16 protein-coding genes are annotated in these 16268 nt (G+C 66.8%); 8 read left to right on the top strand and 8 right to left on the bottom strand.

All coding sequences use genetic code 11. From position 1 onward, the window contains the following. Positions 1–61 precede the first annotated feature (61 nt). Positions 62–448, bottom strand: coding sequence for a winged helix-turn-helix transcriptional regulator (locus AC3ANU_RS20225; RefSeq protein ID WP_018772206.1), 387 nt, complete (start codon positions 446–448; stop codon positions 62–64). A 139-nt stretch (positions 449–587) separates the two neighbouring features. On the opposite strand from AC3ANU_RS20225, the gene AC3ANU_RS20220 reads away from it, so the two are divergent. Next, positions 588–1451, top strand: a complete 864-nt coding sequence (locus AC3ANU_RS20220; RefSeq protein WP_488315147.1) for an SDR family oxidoreductase — start codon at positions 588–590, stop codon at positions 1449–1451. A 144-nt stretch (positions 1452–1595) separates the two neighbouring features. Here the strand turns inward: AC3ANU_RS20220 and AC3ANU_RS20215 are convergent, their stop codons facing one another. After that, positions 1596–2231, bottom strand: coding sequence for a LysE family translocator (locus tag AC3ANU_RS20215; protein WP_026266143.1), 636 nt, complete (start codon positions 2229–2231; stop codon positions 1596–1598). A gap of 48 nt (positions 2232–2279) precedes the next feature. Continuing rightward, positions 2280–3767 carry an amino acid permease gene (locus tag AC3ANU_RS20210; protein ID WP_186447830.1) on the bottom strand — a complete coding sequence of 496 codons (1488 nt, stop codon included), beginning with the start codon at positions 3765–3767 and terminating at the stop codon, positions 2280–2282. 334 nt (positions 3768–4101) lie between these two features. Between AC3ANU_RS20210 and AC3ANU_RS20205 the strand changes: the two genes are divergently transcribed. From AC3ANU_RS20205 to AC3ANU_RS20190, 4 genes are all read left to right on the top strand, one after another. Beyond that, on the top strand, positions 4102–4944 hold the full coding sequence (locus tag AC3ANU_RS20205; RefSeq protein ID WP_018771733.1) for an IclR family transcriptional regulator: 843 nt from the start codon (positions 4102–4104) through the stop codon (positions 4942–4944). A 139-nt stretch (positions 4945–5083) separates the two neighbouring features. Further along, entirely contained in the window at positions 5084–6781 is a 1698-nt protein-coding gene (gene hutU, locus AC3ANU_RS20200; protein ID WP_223993619.1) for a urocanate hydratase, read from the top strand. A gap of 3 nt (positions 6782–6784) precedes the next feature. Then, positions 6785–8377 carry a histidine ammonia-lyase gene (hutH, locus tag AC3ANU_RS20195; RefSeq protein WP_056392285.1) on the top strand — a complete coding sequence of 531 codons (1593 nt, stop codon included), beginning with the start codon at positions 6785–6787 and terminating at the stop codon, positions 8375–8377. A 162-nt stretch (positions 8378–8539) separates the two neighbouring features. After that, entirely contained in the window at positions 8540–8785 is a 246-nt protein-coding gene (locus AC3ANU_RS20190; protein WP_018771730.1) for a hypothetical protein, read from the top strand. A gap of 70 nt (positions 8786–8855) precedes the next feature. On the opposite strand, the gene AC3ANU_RS20185 is transcribed toward AC3ANU_RS20190, so the two are convergent. Further along, a complete protein-coding gene (locus tag AC3ANU_RS20185) occupies positions 8856–9116 on the bottom strand; it encodes a hypothetical protein (protein WP_144601200.1) in 261 nt (86 codons plus the stop codon). Positions 9117–9323: 207 nt separating this feature from the next. Between AC3ANU_RS20185 and AC3ANU_RS20180 the strand changes: the two genes are divergently transcribed. Next, complete coding sequence (locus AC3ANU_RS20180; RefSeq protein WP_018771728.1) at positions 9324–10205, top strand: fumarylacetoacetate hydrolase family protein; 882 nt, start codon at positions 9324–9326, stop codon at positions 10203–10205. 2 nt (positions 10206–10207) lie between these two features. On the opposite strand, the gene AC3ANU_RS20175 is transcribed toward AC3ANU_RS20180, so the two are convergent. Genes AC3ANU_RS20175 through AC3ANU_RS20160 form a run of 4 tightly spaced genes read right to left on the bottom strand, consistent with a single transcriptional unit; the run spans position 10208 to position 13710 of the window. Then, positions 10208–10603: a universal stress protein gene (locus tag AC3ANU_RS20175; protein ID WP_018771727.1), complete on the bottom strand. Its 396-nt coding sequence runs from the start codon at positions 10601–10603 to the stop codon at positions 10208–10210. Between the two features lie 57 nt (positions 10604–10660). Further along, positions 10661–12199, bottom strand: coding sequence for a tripartite tricarboxylate transporter permease (locus AC3ANU_RS20170; RefSeq protein WP_018771726.1), 1539 nt, complete (start codon positions 12197–12199; stop codon positions 10661–10663). Continuing rightward, positions 12200–12703, bottom strand: coding sequence for a tripartite tricarboxylate transporter TctB family protein (locus tag AC3ANU_RS20165; protein WP_018771725.1), 504 nt, complete (start codon positions 12701–12703; stop codon positions 12200–12202). Next, positions 12700–13710, bottom strand: a complete 1011-nt coding sequence (locus AC3ANU_RS20160; RefSeq protein WP_018771724.1) for a Bug family tripartite tricarboxylate transporter substrate binding protein — start codon at positions 13708–13710, stop codon at positions 12700–12702. The genes AC3ANU_RS20165 and AC3ANU_RS20160 overlap by 4 nt, the downstream gene beginning before the upstream one ends. Positions 13711–14019: 309 nt before the next feature. On the opposite strand from AC3ANU_RS20160, the gene AC3ANU_RS20155 reads away from it, so the two are divergent. Beyond that, positions 14020–15600, top strand: coding sequence for a sensor histidine kinase (locus tag AC3ANU_RS20155; protein ID WP_488316000.1), 1581 nt, complete (start codon positions 14020–14022; stop codon positions 15598–15600). Further along, positions 15597–16265 (top strand): response regulator, encoded by a 669-nt coding sequence (locus AC3ANU_RS20150; RefSeq protein WP_018771722.1) that lies wholly within the window; start codon positions 15597–15599, stop codon positions 16263–16265. The genes AC3ANU_RS20155 and AC3ANU_RS20150 overlap by 4 nt, the downstream gene beginning before the upstream one ends. Positions 16266–16268: the final 3 nt, after the last annotated feature.

The raw sequence follows: 16268 nt of genomic DNA, 5'->3' as shown, positions 1-16268 counted from the left end.
ACGCTAGGCGCTAATCACATCAGCAACATCAGTAACAGGTACTCAAGTTCTGAGGGGGGCATTACCTGCCCAGGCCGGCTCCGTTGATGATGTCCTCGGCGTTGTCGAATGCCCACGCAACCAAAGGCACCAGGAGAGCGCTCAATTCGTAGCCCCGCTCCGTGAGGCTGTAATCCACGCGGGGCGGAATGACCGGCTGGGCGTTCCTGCTGACCAGGCCATCACGCTCCAGGGTCTTCAATGTCTGGGCCAGCATCTTCTCGCTGATTCCCTCGGCCCGCCGCCGCAAATCACTCCAGCGCTGCTCACCCTCGGACAGGGAAAGCAGGATCAGGACTCCCCATTTGCTGGTGATGTGGTCCAGCAGGGTCCGGCTGGGGCACCCGGCGGGGAACACGCCGTCGGCAAAGGCCTGCGGGAGGGGCGACGCGTGAGGTGCTGTTTCCATGCCTTCAGCTTACCCAAAGCCTGGTACCTAACTTTTGGGTTAGTACCTTACTTCAAAGTGCGTACTCTCTGTTGGGAAGTTCTGCCGACTGGCCATGGTTGTGCCCTCTGACAGAGAAAAACTCCCGAAAGGAACCACCGTGAGCATTGTTGTTACAGGCGCCACCGGACAGTTGGGCCGCCACGTTCTTGAAGCCCTCCTGGAGCGGGGCGTACCCGCCGCGGATATCGTGGCCGCCGGCCGGTCGGTGGAGAAGCTCGCAGACTTTTCCGCGCGCGGGGTACGCGTGCAGCACATGGACTATGCCGACCCTGATTCCGTGGCCGAAGCACTCAAGGGCGCCCGGCGGGTGCTGCTGATTTCCGGCAGCGAAGTGGGCCGGCGGGTGGAACAGCACCGCACCGTGATCAACGCCGCAAAGGCCGAAGGCGTGGAGCTGCTGGCCTACACCAGCATCGCCAATGCGGACACCACGGGCATGCTGCTGGCGGATGAGCACAAGGCCACGGAGGCGCTGCTGCGCGAATCCGGCGTCCCCTTCGTCCTGCTGCGCAACGGCTGGTACCTGGAGAACTACACGGAACAGCTGCCGGGCACCCTGGCCCAGGGAGCGCTCGCGGGCAGTGCCGGAGAGGGCAAGGTCAGCGGGGCCGCACGGGCCGACTACGCCCACGCCGCAGCAGCGGTCCTGGTGGCCGATGGCCAGGCCGGCAAGGTCTACGAGCTGGGCGGCGACGAGGCCTTCAGCATGGCGGACCTGGCGTCCGAGATCACTGCAGCCACCGGAAAACCCGTCCGCTACAACAACCTGCCCACCGAGGATTACGTTGGCCTGCTCACCGGTGTGGGTGTTCCCGAGGCTTTTGCCGGGATCCTGGCTGATTCGGACCTGGGCATTGCGCGCGGCGATCTCCTGGTCAGCACCGGCGACCTGCGCAGGCTGATCGGGCGCCCGACGACGTCCCTCGGCCAGGCGGTACGGGCCGCCGCTGCTGCGGGCTAGGGAGCGCCGGCCAAACGAGGCATTGGACTGACGGGGCAGTGGCCTGACAGGCGCCGGTCTTACAGAGCAGAACATGGAAGTGCCCGGTCCGTTCGGGGACCGGGCACTTCTTGCTTCAGTACTGCTGCCAGGGCAGGTGGAGTCCTAGGTTTTGGATCCGGTTAGGGCCAGCGTTCCGCCGAGGCCGATCATCATTGCCCCGCCGACCGCCTCCACCGCGGGGACGCGCCGCGGTGAGCGGACGAACCACAGCCGCGCCCACCCCGCCGCGATCGCCCACACGCTGTCCGAGACCAGCGCGATCAGCAGGAAGACAGCACCCAGCAGTGCAAGCTGGAACGGAATGTTGCCGGCAGGGTAGTCCACGAACTGGGGCAGGATCGCCACGAAGAACACCACCGACTTCGGGTTCGTGGCGCCCACCACCGCCCCCTGGCGCACCAACGTCCACGGAGTGGAGGCCGGCGGCGGCGCAAGCCGCCGGGAACCGTGCCCCCGGCGGACAATCGTCCGGATCCCCAGGAAAACCAGGTAAGCGGCACCTGCCAGCTTCACGATGCTGAAAAGAAGCACGGACTCGGCCACCACCACACCCACGCCAAGGGCCACGGCGATGACCTGGACCAACTGGCCCGTGGCATTTCCCAGGACGGTAAGGACGCCGCCGCGCCACCCCAGCGCGAGGGAACGTCCAATGACGAACAGCACGCTGGGGCCCGGGACGGCGATCAGGATTACGGACGCCAGGGCGAATGCCACCAGGTTGGACATTGGAACCATGGCTGATTGTAGCTCCGGTACGGGCGTCCGCAGCCGGCTGTTTCCGGCTTAGCTGCCCGTGCCTGCCCCGACCACCGGCAGCGGCGAGGTCTCGTCCTCAAGGTGGGCCCGGCGTCGGCCGACACCCTTGATCCACAGGCGGTAGGCCATCACCAGCAGTCCCAGCCATGCCGCGCCCACGTACAGGGCGATCCGGGTGTCCTCGAACGCGCCCAGGATGGCGATCACCAGCACCATGAAAGCGATGGTCAGGACGGAGGCGGCGGGCCACCACGGCGACGGGAATTCCGACGCCGGCAGGCCCCCGCGGGCGATTTCCCGCTTCATTGCAACATGGGACGCGAGGATCATCACCCAGACCCAAACGGTGGCGAAGGTGGCAATCGAGGCAATCACCAGGAACACATCCTCCGGAATAACGGCATTGAGGACCACTCCCACCAGGAGGATTCCCGCCATCATGACCACGGTCATCCACGGGACGCCGTGCCGGGAGACCTTGCCGAAGGCGGCCGGTGCATGGCCCTGGCTGGAAAGCCCGAAAAGGATGCGTCCGGCGCCGAAGATATCGCTGTTGATGGCTGAAAGCGCGGCCGTGATCACCACGGCGTTCAGGATGTGCGGTGCCGCCGGGATGCCCAGGCCGCTGAAGATCTGCACGAACGGGCTGCCACTGGTGCCCACCTGGTCCCACGGGAAGAGGCTCATCAGGACTCCGAGCGTGAGGACGTAGAACAGCAGCACGCGCACGGGCACAGTGTTCACGGCCTTTGGGATGACCTTTTTGGGGTCAGCCGCCTCGCCGGCCGTGATGCCCAGGGTCTCGATGCCGCCGAACGCGAACATCACCACGGCGAACGATGCCAGGAGGCCTTCGAAGCCGTTGGGGAACAATCCGCCATGGTCAACGAGGTTGCCCAGTCCCGGAGCCACGGCAGTGCCGTCGCCCTGGAAGCCGAACACGATCAGTGCAGCGCCGCCCGCGATCATGGCGATGATGGCCGCCACCTTGATCAGCGAGAACCAGAACTCAAGTTCTCCGAAGACCTTGACGCTGAGCAGGTTCAGCGCGGCGAGGAAGCAGATGACGGCCAGGATCCAGATCCAGCGGTCCACCTGCGGGAACCAGAAGCCCATATAGATGCTGAAGGCCGTGACGTCGGCGATCGCCACGATGGCCATCTCGAAAACGTACGTCCAGCCGGTCACGAAGCCGGCGAGGGGGCCGAGGTACCGGCTCGCGTACTGGCTGAAGGAACCCGATACCGGGTGCCGCACGGCCATTTCGCCCAAGGCGCGCATCACCATGAACACGGCTGCGCCGCCGATGATGTAGGCCAGCAGAACTGCCGGCCCGGCTTTCTGGATGGCGGAGGCTGAGCCATAGAAGAGGCCGGTGCCGATCGCCGAGCCCAGCGCCATGAAGCGGATGTGCCGGACGTTCAGCCCGCGGTTGAGGACATGCCCCACGCCGGCAGTTGGCTTGTGCGTTTCCGCCGCGGTTTCGGTCCGGGTTGGGGTTGGAGCTGGTTGCATGCAAATACCTTCTCGTCATTGGGAGGGGAGCCGCTAACCAGCAGACCATTTTCGCAGGCACCGTGATGAGGCTCACGGCGGGTTGCTGTCTTTCATTTCAGACTGTTCGCGGCGCCCTTTCGCTGCGGATATCATTTGGCGCTGCGCATCTTACTTTTCGCGCCGGATATTTAGGGCGCGAAAAGGGATATGCGTGTCGATAAGGCGTACGACGGAGCGAATGTCCGGTATTCCAGACACGGTGAGTCCGAACGGGGTTCCAGTGCCACCTCAAGGGGCGCAAGCTTAAGTACGGGATACCGGACAGAGCTAGCCAGAAAGACCCTTCCAGCCGATGAGCACTGCACTAAGCGCCGAAACAGGGGGCGCCGGGAACCAGGCGCCCCGGGCATCCGTCAAGGCAACGTCAAAAGTTCCTGCCGCAGAAAACACCCTGCGCATCCTCAAGCTGTTGGCTTCGCGGCGTGGCCCCATGGCGGCGTCGCAGATCGCGTCCAGCCTGGACCTGCCCCGCTCCAGCGTCTACCACCTGCTGGGGGTGATGGAGGCCAATGGCTTCGTCCTCCATTTGCACGAGGAACAGCGCTACGGGCTGGGCATCAGCGCTTTCGAGCTCAGCTCCGCGTACTCGCGCCAGGAGCCGCTGTCCCGGTTGGGCCGCCCACTGCTTGCCTCGCTGGTGGACGCGATTGGCGAGAGCGCCCACCTCGCCGTCCTGCACGGCCGCGACGTCCTGTACATCGTGGAGGAGCGGGCCAAGAACCGCCCGTCCCTGGTCACCGACGTCGGTGTCAGGCTTCCCAGCCACCTCACTGCCAGCGGCCGGGCCATCCTTGCCGCCCTGCCCAAATCCCAGGTGCGCGCCCTGTACCCCAACGCTGCTGCCTTCACTGCGCGGCACGAGGTGGAGGGGGCCATCATGAAGTACTCCGCCCTGTCCTCGCACCTGGACCAGGTCCGCCAGCGGGGCTACGCCACCGAACACGGCGAGGTGACCCCTGGCTTCGGCTCCATTGCCGCCGCGGTCACCGACCATTTGGGGTGGCCTACCGCGGCCGTCGCGGTCACCTTCCTGGAGGACAAACTGCCTGCTGACGAGTGGCCGGTACTGGCGGCCCGGGTGCAGAAAGTAGCCGACGAACTCTCGGTCCGCATCCACGGCCGCCCGGTCAAATGAGCGCAGCCAAACAACTGACGGCGCTGGTCTGAAATACCGGACAGCACCCCGCTAAAACCGCTGTGAAGCCCGTCCTCAAAGGGCTTTAGTTGATACAGAACTTCTTCGAAACCTCAGACACCAAGAAAAGGAGCCCATCATGGCACCCGCCGATTTCACCACCGGGGCCCGCCCGGTCAAAGCAGCCCGCGGCACCGAGCTCACCGCCAAGTCCTGGCAGACCGAAGCGCCGCTGCGCATGCTGATGAACAACCTGGATCCCGAGGTCGCCGAGCGCCCGGACGACCTGGTGGTCTACGGCGGCACTGGCCGCGCCGTCCGCTCCTGGGCAGCGTTCGATGCCATCACCCGCACCCTGGAGACCATGGAAAAGGACGAGACCCTGCTGGTCCAGTCCGGAAAGCCGGTGGGCGTCTTCCGTACCAACGAGTGGGCCCCGCGCGTGCTGCTGGCCAACTCCAACCTCGTCGGCGACTGGGCAACCTGGCCCGAATTCCGCCGGCTCGAGGCCGAGGGCCTCATGATGTACGGCCAGATGACGGCCGGTTCATGGATCTACATCGGCACCCAGGGCATCCTGCAGGGCACCTTCGAGACCTTTGCCGCGATCGCCCGCAAACTCACAGGGGACGAAAACGGCACGCTCGCCGGCACGCTGACCCTCACCGGCGGCTGCGGCGGCATGGGCGGCGCCCAGCCGCTCGCCGTCACCCTGAACGAGGGCGCCTGCCTGATTGTCGACGTCGACGAAACCCGCCTGCGCAGGCGGGCCGGCAAACGCTACCTGGACGAGGTGGAAACCGACCTCGACGCCGCCATCGCCAAGGTGCTCAAGGCCAAGGAGGAACGCCGCGGCTGGTCCGTGGGCTACGTGGGCAACGCCGCCGAAGTCTTCCCCGAGATCCTGCGCCGCCACAAGGCCGGCGAACTCACCGTGGACATCGTCACCGACCAGACCTCCGCCCACGATCCCCTGTCCTACCTGCCCGAAGGCATTTCCGTGGACGAGTGGCACCGCGAGGCAGAGGCTGATCCTGAAGGGTTCACCAAGAAGGCCCAGGCATCCATGGCCCGGCACGTCCAGGCCATGGTGGAATTCCAGGACGCCGGCGCCGAGGTGTTCGACTACGGCAACTCCATCCGCGACGAAGCCCGCAAGGGTGGTTACGCCCGGGCCTTCGAGTTCCCCGGCTTCGTCCCCGCCTACATCCGGCCCCTGTTCTGCGAAGGGCTTGGCCCGTTCCGCTGGGTCGCCCTGTCCGGTGACCCGGAAGACATCCGGGTGACGGACGAAGCCATCAAGGAGCTCTTCCCGGAGAACAAGCACCTGCACCGCTGGATTGACGCCGCCCAGGAACGGGTCGAGTTCGAGGGCCTGCCGGCGCGCATCTGCTGGCTCGGCTACGGTGAACGCGCCAAGGCCGGCCTGCTCTTCAACCAGCTCGTCAAGGACGGCAAGGTCAAGGCTCCCATCGTGATCGGCCGCGACCACCTGGATTCGGGCTCCGTCGCCTCCCCGTACCGCGAAACGGAGGCCATGGCGGACGGCTCCGATGCCATCGCCGACTGGCCAATGCTGAACGCCCTGCTCAACACTGCCTCCGGCGCCACCTGGGTGTCCCTGCACCACGGCGGCGGTGTGGGCATCGGCCGCTCCATCCACGCCGGGCAGGTTTCCGTCGCCGACGGCACCGACCTCGCAGCGCAGAAACTCGAGCGCCTCCTCACCAACGACCCCGGCATGGGCGTCATCCGCCACGCCGACGCCGGCTACGAACGCGCCCTCGACGTCGCCAGGGAACGCGGCGTCCGCATCCCCATGAATGAAGGCAAGTAGAAAATGACTGTTACGACACACGAACCGCTGACCGTCACCCTCGGGTCCGTCGGCGTCACGCCCGGGGATCTGCTCGCCGTCGCACGCCACGGCGCGAAGGTGACCATCGCGCCGGACGCCCTGGAAACCGTCGCCAAGGTGCGCGCCCACATCGATGACCTCGCCGCCAGCGACGTCCCCGCCTACGGCATCTCCACCGGGTTCGGTGCCCTGGCCAACCGCCACATCCCGAATGAACTGCGCACCCAGCTGCAGAAGTCCCTCATCCGGAGCCACGCTGCGGGCATGGGGCCGGCCGTGGAGCGGGAAGTGGTCCGCGGCATCATGTTCCTGCGCGCCAAGACCCTCGCCTCCGGCCGCACCGGCGTCCGCCCCGTGGTCCTGCAGACCATGGTGGACGTCCTCAACGCCGGCATCACCCCCGTGGTCCGCGAGTTCGGCTCGCTGGGCTGCTCCGGTGACCTGGCGCCACTGTCCCACTGCGCCCTGGTCCTGATGGGCGAAGGGGAAGCGGAAGGGCCCGACGGCGTGACTTACGGCGGGCGGGGAGAGCGGCCTGTCGCTGAGCTGCTGGCAGAACACGGCATCGAGCCCGTCACCCTCGCCGAAAAGGAGGGCCTGGCCCTGGTCAACGGCACCGAGGGCATGCTGGGCATGCTCCTGATGGCCATCGCCGATCTTCGCCAATTGCTGTCGACGGCGGACATCACCGCCGCCCTCAGCGTCGAGGCGCTGCTGGGCACCGACCAGGTATTCCTGCCCGAACTGCACGCCGCGCTGCGGCCCCACCCGGGCCAGGCGGCAAGCGCGGACAACATGCTCCGCGTGCTGTCGGACTCTCCCATCGTGGCGTCGCACCGGGTGGGGGACTCCCGGGTGCAGGACGCCTACTCGCTGCGCTGCGCCCCCCAGGTTGCCGGTGCCGTCCGGGACACCGTTGACCACGCCGAATTGGTGGCCACCCGGGAGCTGGCGGCAGCCATCGACAACCCCGTGGTCCTTCCCGACGGGCGTGTGAGCTCCAACGGCAACTTCCACGGCGCGCCCGTGGCATACGTCCTGGACTACCTGGCCATCGCCGTCGCCGACCTCAGCTCCATCGCTGAACGCCGGACCGACCGCATGCTGGATCCTGCCCGGTCGCATGGCCTGCCCGCCTTCCTCGCCGCTGACCCCGGCGTGGACTCCGGGCTGATGATCGCCCAGTACACCCAGGCCGGCCTGGTTTCGGACAACAAGCGGCTTGCCGTTCCGGCCTCCGTGGACTCGATTCCGAGCTCCGCCATGCAGGAGGACCATGTCTCCATGGGCTGGCATGCGGCACGCAAGCTGCGCAAGGCGGTGGAAAACCTCCGCCGCGTCCTGGCCATCGAACTGGTGACCTCGGCGCGGGCGCTGGACATCCGCTCGCAGCTCTCGGGCGGGGTCCTGACGCCGGGGCCCGCGGGTACCGCTGTCGTGGCCGCGCTCCGCGGGGTGGTGGAGGGGCCGGGGACGGACCGGTTCCTGTCGCCGGAACTGGAAGCGGCTGACCGCCTGGTCGCCTCAGGTGACGTGCTCCGGGCAGCCGAATCCGCCGTCGGGCCGCTCGCCTGATACCGAAGAATCTTCAGCGCCTACTGACCGTCCGTCCGAAAGGTGGAATTTCCGGCGCCACGGCCCACCGTGGCGCCGGGAGTGTAGTAGAACTGAAGATGTAGTGAAAGTCACATCAAAGAAGCTGTGGCAGCAGAACGATACAAAGGGGTAGAAGTTCAAATGAAAGCACGTGGGGCAGTCCTGTCCAGGCGCAATGCCCATTCCGCCGCGGTATCCAACTGGAAGGCCCTCAAGGCCGGGGACCGCGTCGAGATCATCAAGCATGCGCATGTGGTGGCAGCCGGGGAGGTGGAAGAGGTGTCCCAAAGCGGCAACGTCCTTTGGCTGGTTCCGGCCGGTCCGTCAGGCCCCGCGGAGAAGCAGCTTTTCCTGAAGTCCGACGGCGTGGAGGTCCGCCGCGGCTAGCAGTCCCGCAAGCAGCAATAAAAAATCCCCGCACTGCCGTATGGCGTGCGGGGATTTTTTGTAGGCGTGGTCAGACCGCGAAGGACTCGTACGTTTCGCCGAAAGGTACTGATGCGTCCAGGGCTACCGTGTAGCTTCCCGGGTGCAGCCTGGTGACGCGGATGCCGCACTCGGCATCCTTCGCTGCCACCCCAATCAGTTCGGCCACCGCCTCTTCCAGTCCTGCGTGGACCTCGCTGGCGCTGGAGAACTCCAGGCTGATGGACCGCAAAGCAGGTCCTTCGGTGGGCTTGGCGGCGGTGGGGATCCGCTCCAATGTGGCTGTAGTCATGTACTGCACTTTCTGTGTTTCGTGCCAAGATGGCTCAACCATTCTACCGACTGCTCCGGTTAGATGTCAGATGACTGTCCTTTCGGGCGCTGGATGTGCAGTCACAAAGGCTTTTGTTCGCGGGATCGCAGCGAATCAACGACCATGGATCTCGGGGCCCGGGGGCCCTGGAAGCACCCGATCGATACGGCTTGAGGAGAATTCGGTATGAAGATCATGCGCCTGGGCGAAAGCGGCAGCGAGCAGCCTGCGGTCCTGGTTTCCCCGGCGGACGGCATCGACCGGTATTTCAGCCTGTTGCCCCTTACCGCCGACGTGGACGGGGAGTTCCTTGCCGGGGGCGGACTGGACAGGGTGCGGGATGCACTGGAGGCCGGGGAACTGCCGGTTTTGGCGGGCGCCGCTGCGCTTCGGGTTGGTTCCCCCGTGGCCCGGCCCGGTTCGGTGGTGGGCATCGGGATGAACTACGCCGCCCATGCCGCCGAATCGGGTGCCGAACCGCCAACGGTTCCCGTCGTCTTCCTCAAGCCCAGCAACACCGTCACCGGACCCTGCGACCCCGCCCCGCTTCCGCCGCACTCCACCCAATATGACTGGGAAGTGGAACTGGGCATCGTGATCGGCAGCGAAGCCACCTACCTCGGGTCCGTCGAAGAGGCGTCCAAGTGCATTGCCGGCTATGTGACCGCCAACGACTTCTCCGAGCGGGAATACCAGTTGCCGGGAGCGGCGGGGCAATGGACCAAGGGGAAATCCCTTCCCGGGTCCACGCCCCTGGGCCCCTGGCTGGTTCCGGCGGGGGAGATCGACGGCGGCAACCTGCGGCTGCGCAGCTGGGTGAATGGTGAGCCGCGCCAGGATTCGTCGTCGTCGGAGCTCATCTTTGATGCGCCCACACTGGTCCACCACTGCAGCCAGTACATGCGGCTTGAACCGGGTGACGTGATCCTGACCGGGACGCCGCAGGGTGTGGCCCTCAGCGGCCGTTTCCCCTACCTCCAGCCGGGCGACGTGGTGGAGGTAGAGGTGGACGGCCTGGGCCGCCAGCGCCAGGAGTTGTTCCGGGCACGGGCGGCCGTCAGAGCCTAGGGTTACTGGCCCGCTTTTACCGCCAGGACCGGGCAGTCCGCCTCCAGCAGGATGCGCTGGGACGTGCTGCCCATGATCAGCTTGCCCACCGGGGTGCGGCGGCGCAGGCCGATCACGATCAGTTCGGCGTTGTGCTCCTCCGCGGCGTCCAGCACCTCGGCCGCGGCATCATGGCCGCGGACGGGCCGCTTGATCAGGTACTCGATGCCCTGGCCGGCCAGCCGCTTCTCGATGTCCTGGATGTCGCCGTCCTGCGCAAAGCGGTTGTCCACCGGTGCTTCGCCCTTTGAGGAGTTGATCAGCACCAGGGTGCTGTTGCTCTTCCTGGCCTCGGTGATGGCCTGGGTGAGGGCGGCTTCGCCCTCGGGGGTGGGGACGTATCCCACAACGACGGTCATGGAGTCTCCTTTTCTGCTCGATGCGGGTAGTGGGATCTGGCGACGGGGCGGGCCTGCTCAGTCGCTGTAGTCAGCTGCGCCCGAATTGGCGGGAACCAGCGGCCTGCGGTCCGGACGGCTGCGCCGGTACAGCTTGTAGGCAAAGGGCCAGAGCAGGATGAGGCCAATGATGACATAGATCCCGACGGCGATCGGCTCGCTGAAGAGCCCTGCCGGGTCACCCGCGCTCAGCTGCAGGGTCTTGCGGAGCTGCCCTTCGATCCGCGGACCCAGGATCACGCCAAGGATCAGCGGCAGGACGGGAAGCCCGAAGCGCCGCATCATGAAGCCCAGTGCGCCCAGGACCAGCAGGATCACCAGGTCGAACGCCTGCAGGTTCACCGAGTAGGCGCCCAGCGTGGCGAAGAACAGGATGCCGGCATACAGGTAGGGGCGGGGCAGCTGCAGGAGTTTCGCCCACATCGGTGCCAGCGGGAGGTTAATCAGCAGGAGCAGCAGGTTGCCAATGAAGAGGCTGGCGATCAGCGCCCACACAAGGGGCCCTTGGCTTTCGAAAAGCTGCGGGCCCGGCTGGATGCCGTAGCTGGTGAAGGCGGCGAGCATGACAGCGGCGGTGGCGTTGGTGGGCAGGCCCAGTGCCAGCATGGGAGTCAGGGTGCCGGCGGCCGCCGCGTTGTTGGCTGCTTCCGGACCGGCAACGCCCTCGATGGCACCCTTGCCGAACTCTTCGGGGTGTTTGCTGAGGCGCTTTTCCGTGACATAGGAGAGGAAGGTTGGGATCTCGGCGCCGCCTGCCGGCAGTGCGCCGAACGGGAAGCCAAAGGCGGTCCCGCGCAGCCAGGGCTTCCAGGAGCGCTTCCAGTCGGACTTGCCCATCCAGGGCTGGCCCACGGGAATGGCATGCAGGGGGGTACGGCGCAGGTGCGCGGCCACCCAGAGGGCCTCTCCCACGGCGAAGATGGCCACGGCCACCACCACGATGTCCAGGCCGTCCGCCAGGAGCGGCTGGCCGAAGGTGAGTCGGCGCTGGCCGGTCACGGAGTCCATGCCCACAAGACCAATGGCCAGGCCCAGGCCCAGGGAAGCAAAGCCGCGCAAGCGCGACGAACCGAGTACGGCCGTGACCGCCAACAGCGCCAAGACCATGATGGCGAAGTAGCTGGGTGCACCAAGGCTCACTGCGAACTTCACCACGATCGGCGCGCAGACGGCCAGCAGCGCCGTGCCGATGGTGCCGGCGACGAACGAGCCGATGGCCGCCGTCGCAAGCGCCTGCGCCGCCCTGCCCGCCTTGGCCATCTTGTTGCCCTCGATGGCGGTGACCACGGAGGACGATTCGCCGGGGGTGTTGAGGAGGATCGAGGTGGTGGAACCGCCGTACATGCCGCCGTAGTAGATGCCGGCGAACATGATGAAGGCGCTGGTGGGTTCCAGGGCATAGGTGACGGGGAGCAGCAGGGCAACGGTCATGGCCGGGCCCAGGCCGGGGAGGACACCGACGGCGGTGCCCAGGACGACGCCGATGACGGCGTACAGGAAATTCATGGGGGTCAGGGCGGTGGCGAAGCCGTCCATCAGGGAGGACCAGACGTCCATTTAGAGGATTCCTTCCAGGAGGCCGGCCGGCAGCGCGATGCCCAGGCCGAGGTAGAAGCCGTAGAAGGTCAACAGGGACAGGGCCACGGAGATCGCGCCGTCCCGGACGTAGCGGCGGCTGCCGAGGGCCAGGACGCTGCCCCAGAACAGGACGGTTCCGGAGATCACCCAGCCGGCCCAGTCGATCAGCAGGATGTTCAGGATGAAGGCGCCGGCCAGCGGCAGGACGGTCTTCCAGTCGGCGGGGTGCGTGAGGTCGACGTCCTCGCCGCCCTCAGCCTCGCCCTTGCCGCCGCGCAGGACGTTGACGGCCAGCAGCACGGCGCAGACCACCAGCATTCCGGCCACGATGAACGGAACGGTTTTGGGACCCACCGGGTCGGACTTCGAATACGGGGTTACCAGGCCGTTGGCATCCAGGAAGACCAGGACGCCGGCCGCCCCGAGCAGGAGTGCAACTCCCAGCTCGGAGCGGCCTTTGAGGCCTGTGGTCAGGGAGGTCACGCCAACCCAAGCTTGGTGAGGACGTCCGCCACCCGCTTGTCCTGCTCGGTGAGGAAGGTCTTGAACTGGTCACCGGTGATGAAGGCATCGGTCCAGCTGTGGGTCTTCAGCGCTTCCTTCCAGCCGGCCGTGCCGTGCATCTTTTCCAGGGCTGCGATCAGGGATGCCTTGTCCTTGTCGCTGATTCCCGGAGGGGCCACGACGCCGCGCCAGTTGGTGAACACCAGGTCGATGTTGGATTCCTTGAGCGTGGGTGCGTCCACGCCGTCCAGGCGCTTCTCGCCGCTGGTGGCCAGGACCCGGACCTCGCCGGATTCGATCTGCTTCAGGTACTCGCCGGCGCCGGAAGCGGCGAAGCCCAGCTTGTTGCCCAGGATTGCGGGCAGGAGGTCGCCGCCGCCGTCGTAGGCAACGTAGTTGACCTTGGTGGCGTCGATGCCCACGGCCCCGGCCAGCTGCATGGGCAGCAGGTGGTCCGGGCCGCCGGGGGAGGAGCCGCCGCCCACGGCGATGGAACCGGGATCGGCTTTCCAGGCCTTCACCAGGTCATCGATGGTCTTGTACGGGGAGTCCTTGCTGACCATGATGGCGCCGGGCTCTTCGATCAGCCGGGCCAGCGGGGTGGTGTCGGTCAGCTTGGACTCGGACTTGTTGGTGTAGCTGGCGCCGACAACGCCCAGGCCCATGAGCATGGCAAGATCGCCGTTGCCCTTCTCGTTGACCACGCGGGCCAGGCCCACCGTGCCGCCGGCCCCTGCGAGGTTGAAGACCTCGGTGTTGGTGGAGATCTTCTCGTCGTCGAGGACCTTCGCGGCGGCGCGGGCGGTGGTGTCGTAACCGCCGCCGGGGGTGTTGGGGACCATGATCTGCAGGCCGGTGATGGGTCCGGCGGCGGCGCCGGAGCTTTCCGAACCGGTGGAGCTCTTGCTGGTGGCACCGCAACCGGTGGCCATCAGGGCGATGCCGGCGGCAACGGCGGCAATTCGCAATGCGCGGATCTGGCGCATGTGTTCCTCTTCTCTCGAACAAATTTGACCGGCATCGGCTGCCTTGCGGTTCCGATGCCTTGTGGTTCCGATGCTAGGGGCGGCCGTGACGCCGATCACTCTTGTGTACGCAGAGAAAGTTGTGTTCATTGCGTTCACGTTTCCAAACCCCCACAACCGCCCGGCCGCGGGCTTTGGGATATAGTTCCCGGTACCAACCCCGGCCCTGGGCCCGCGCTGCTGCGCGCATAAGGGGCCAGCCAAACCCGCCGGACAACTCCCGGCCCAACCAGCAACTCCAGGAAGACCATTGTGACTCGACGACGAGGAATGTCCCTCGCGGGGCAGTACCTTCTGCTGCAGTTGCTCATTGTCCTGGCCGTCCTGGTGGGCGTGGTGGCCATCTCCCTGGCCCAGTCCGCGGCCGCCTTCGAACGGATCGAAGGCAGGCGTGCCCTGTCGGCCGCGGAAGCCCTGGGCGGCAACCCCGTGGTGCGCGAACTCCTCCCGGACGCCGAACCGCGCGGCGGGGCCGTCCTGCCGTCGGTGGCGGAATCCGTCCGGATCGTCTCGGGCTCCTCCCGGGTCGCGCTCGCGAAACTGGACGGCACCGTGGTGGCGTCCTCGGACCCCAGCCTGCTGGGCGAGCCGCTGGAGCTCGGCGCCAGCCGGGTGATGGAAGGCAGGGCCTGGACCGGAGTGGTGGGCGGCACGCCGGCCCCGCTCCTCTCCGCCCACGTCCCGGTCCTGGACGATACCGGCCGCATGATCGGGATCGCCTCCATCAGCCGCAACTATCCCACCGTGCTCGAGCGGCTGGGCGACGCCGTCCCCAACCTCCTCACGTACCTGGGCGTCGCCAGCGTCCTGGGCATTGCCGGCTCCTTGCTGCTCTCGCGGCGGGTCAAACGGCAGACTCTCGGCATGGAACCCAGCGAAATCACCAGCCTGGTGGAGAACCGCGAAGCCATGCTGCACGGCCTCAAGGAGGGTGTGGTTGCGCTGGACCTGCACGATCGGATCACGGTGGCCAACCACAGCGCCCGCGCCCTGCTCGGACTCCCGCCCGACTGCGTGGGCAAACGCGTGGCGGGCCTCGCCGTCGAACCCGCCCTCAAGGAAGTCCTCACCCGGGACCAGCCCGGGCCGGACCAGCTGGTGCTGGTGGGGGACCGGCTGGTGGTGATGAACCGGGTGCCCATCCAGTCCCGCGGCCGGGTCATCGGCTCGGTCACAACCCTTCGCGACCGCACGGAACTCTCCGAACTGGAGCAGGAACTCGGCACCACCCGCACTGCCACGGACACCCTGCGGGCCCAGGCGCACGAGTTCGCCAACCAGCTGCACGTCATTTCCGGCCTGATCCAGATCGGCGAGTACGACTCCGTGGTCCAGTTCGTCAACGGTGCCACCGTGGACCGGACCCGGCTCAATGACGAAGTGACCGGCCGGATCAAGGATCCCGCGCTCGCTGCCCTGCTGATCGCCAAGTCCAGCCTCGCCACCGAACGGGGCGTGGCCCTGCAGCTGCACCCCGACTCCGTGCTGGACCCCGTTGATGACGAGTTGTCCCGGGACCTCACCACCGTGGTGGGGAACCTGGTGGACAACGCGTTCGACGCCGTCACCGGGCTTCCGCAGGGAGCCGTCACGGTGCGGGTGGAGGGCAAGGCAGGGAAAGACGTCGTGGTGACGGTGCGGGACAATGGTCCCGGCGTTCCCGGCAGCTCCACGGACCACATCTTCCGCCAGGGCTTCACCACCAAGGAACCGGGCCCGGCCGGCAGCCGCGGTTTCGGGCTGGCGCTGTCCCGGGTGGTGTGCCGCCGCAGTGGCGGGAACCTGGCGGTGGCCAACGATAATGGGGCTGTCTTTACCGCCGTGCTGAAACGAGGGAGTACCCAGCCATGATCAAGGTCCTGATCGTCGATGACGACTTCATGGTGGCCAAGGTGCATGCCGGCTTCATCCAGCGCACGCCGGGCTTCGCCGTGGTGGGTGCGGCACACACCGGGGCCCAGGCCGTGGCGGAAACCGAACGGCTCCAGCCGGACCTGGTGCTGCTGGACATCCACCTTCCGGACATCAACGGCCTTGACCTGATGCAGCGCCTGCGAGCGGTGGCACCGGAGCTGGACGTGCTGGTCATCAGTGCCGCACGGGAGGTGGAGACCGTGCGGAAGGCGCTCCGGGGCGGCATTGTCCATTACCTGATCAAGCCTTTTTCGCAGACGGACCTGCAGGAGCGGCTGGAGCACTACCGCAATGCCTACCAAGGCCTTGACGCGTCCAAGGACGTGGCCGAGCAGTCGGACGTCAACCGGGTGTTCGGCCTGGACCGCGCCGAACGTCCGCTCCCCAAGGGCTGCAGCATCGAGACCCTGAAGCTGGTGGAGGCGGCATTGAACGCTGCCGCCGGTGACGTGTCAGCCGCAGAAGTGGCCCAGGAACTGGGCACTTCCCGCGTCAGCGCCCGCCGCTACCTGGAATACCTGCACGACGAAGGCACCCTTGAGGTGCGGCTCAAGTACGGCGTGGGACGGCCGGAGCGCCGGTACGTCCTGAAGGGAGCCTGATTC

This window comes from Arthrobacter sp. SDR-2R, from assembly GCF_057747955.1.
The sequence above is the reverse complement of the archived record's forward strand: the minus strand, read 5'-3'. Positions and strand labels throughout refer to the sequence as shown.

Coding starts and splice junctions, on each gene's coding strand:
- AC3ANU_RS20225 (WP_018772206.1), bottom strand. CDS start 448: ATGGAAACAGCACCTCACGCGTCGCCCCTCCCGCAGGCCTTTGCCGAC.
- AC3ANU_RS20215 (WP_026266143.1), bottom strand. CDS start 2,231: ATGGTTCCAATGTCCAACCTGGTGGCATTCGCCCTGGCGTCCGTAATC.
- AC3ANU_RS20210 (WP_186447830.1), bottom strand. CDS start 3,767: ATGCAACCAGCTCCAACCCCAACCCGGACCGAAACCGCGGCGGAAACG.
- AC3ANU_RS20205 (WP_018771733.1), top strand. CDS start 4,102: ATGAGCACTGCACTAAGCGCCGAAACAGGGGGCGCCGGGAACCAGGCG.
- hutU (WP_223993619.1), top strand. CDS start 5,084: ATGGCACCCGCCGATTTCACCACCGGGGCCCGCCCGGTCAAAGCAGCC.
- hutH (WP_056392285.1), top strand. CDS start 6,785: ATGACTGTTACGACACACGAACCGCTGACCGTCACCCTCGGGTCCGTC.
- AC3ANU_RS20190 (WP_018771730.1), top strand. CDS start 8,540: ATGAAAGCACGTGGGGCAGTCCTGTCCAGGCGCAATGCCCATTCCGCC.
- AC3ANU_RS20185 (WP_144601200.1), bottom strand. CDS start 9,116: ATGACTACAGCCACATTGGAGCGGATCCCCACCGCCGCCAAGCCCACC.
- AC3ANU_RS20180 (WP_018771728.1), top strand. CDS start 9,324: ATGAAGATCATGCGCCTGGGCGAAAGCGGCAGCGAGCAGCCTGCGGTC.
- AC3ANU_RS20175 (WP_018771727.1), bottom strand. CDS start 10,603: ATGACCGTCGTTGTGGGATACGTCCCCACCCCCGAGGGCGAAGCCGCC.
- AC3ANU_RS20170 (WP_018771726.1), bottom strand. CDS start 12,199: ATGGACGTCTGGTCCTCCCTGATGGACGGCTTCGCCACCGCCCTGACC.
- AC3ANU_RS20160 (WP_018771724.1), bottom strand. CDS start 13,710: ATGCGCCAGATCCGCGCATTGCGAATTGCCGCCGTTGCCGCCGGCATC.
- AC3ANU_RS20155 (WP_488316000.1), top strand. CDS start 14,020: ATGTCCCTCGCGGGGCAGTACCTTCTGCTGCAGTTGCTCATTGTCCTG.
- AC3ANU_RS20150 (WP_018771722.1), top strand. CDS start 15,597: ATGATCAAGGTCCTGATCGTCGATGACGACTTCATGGTGGCCAAGGTG.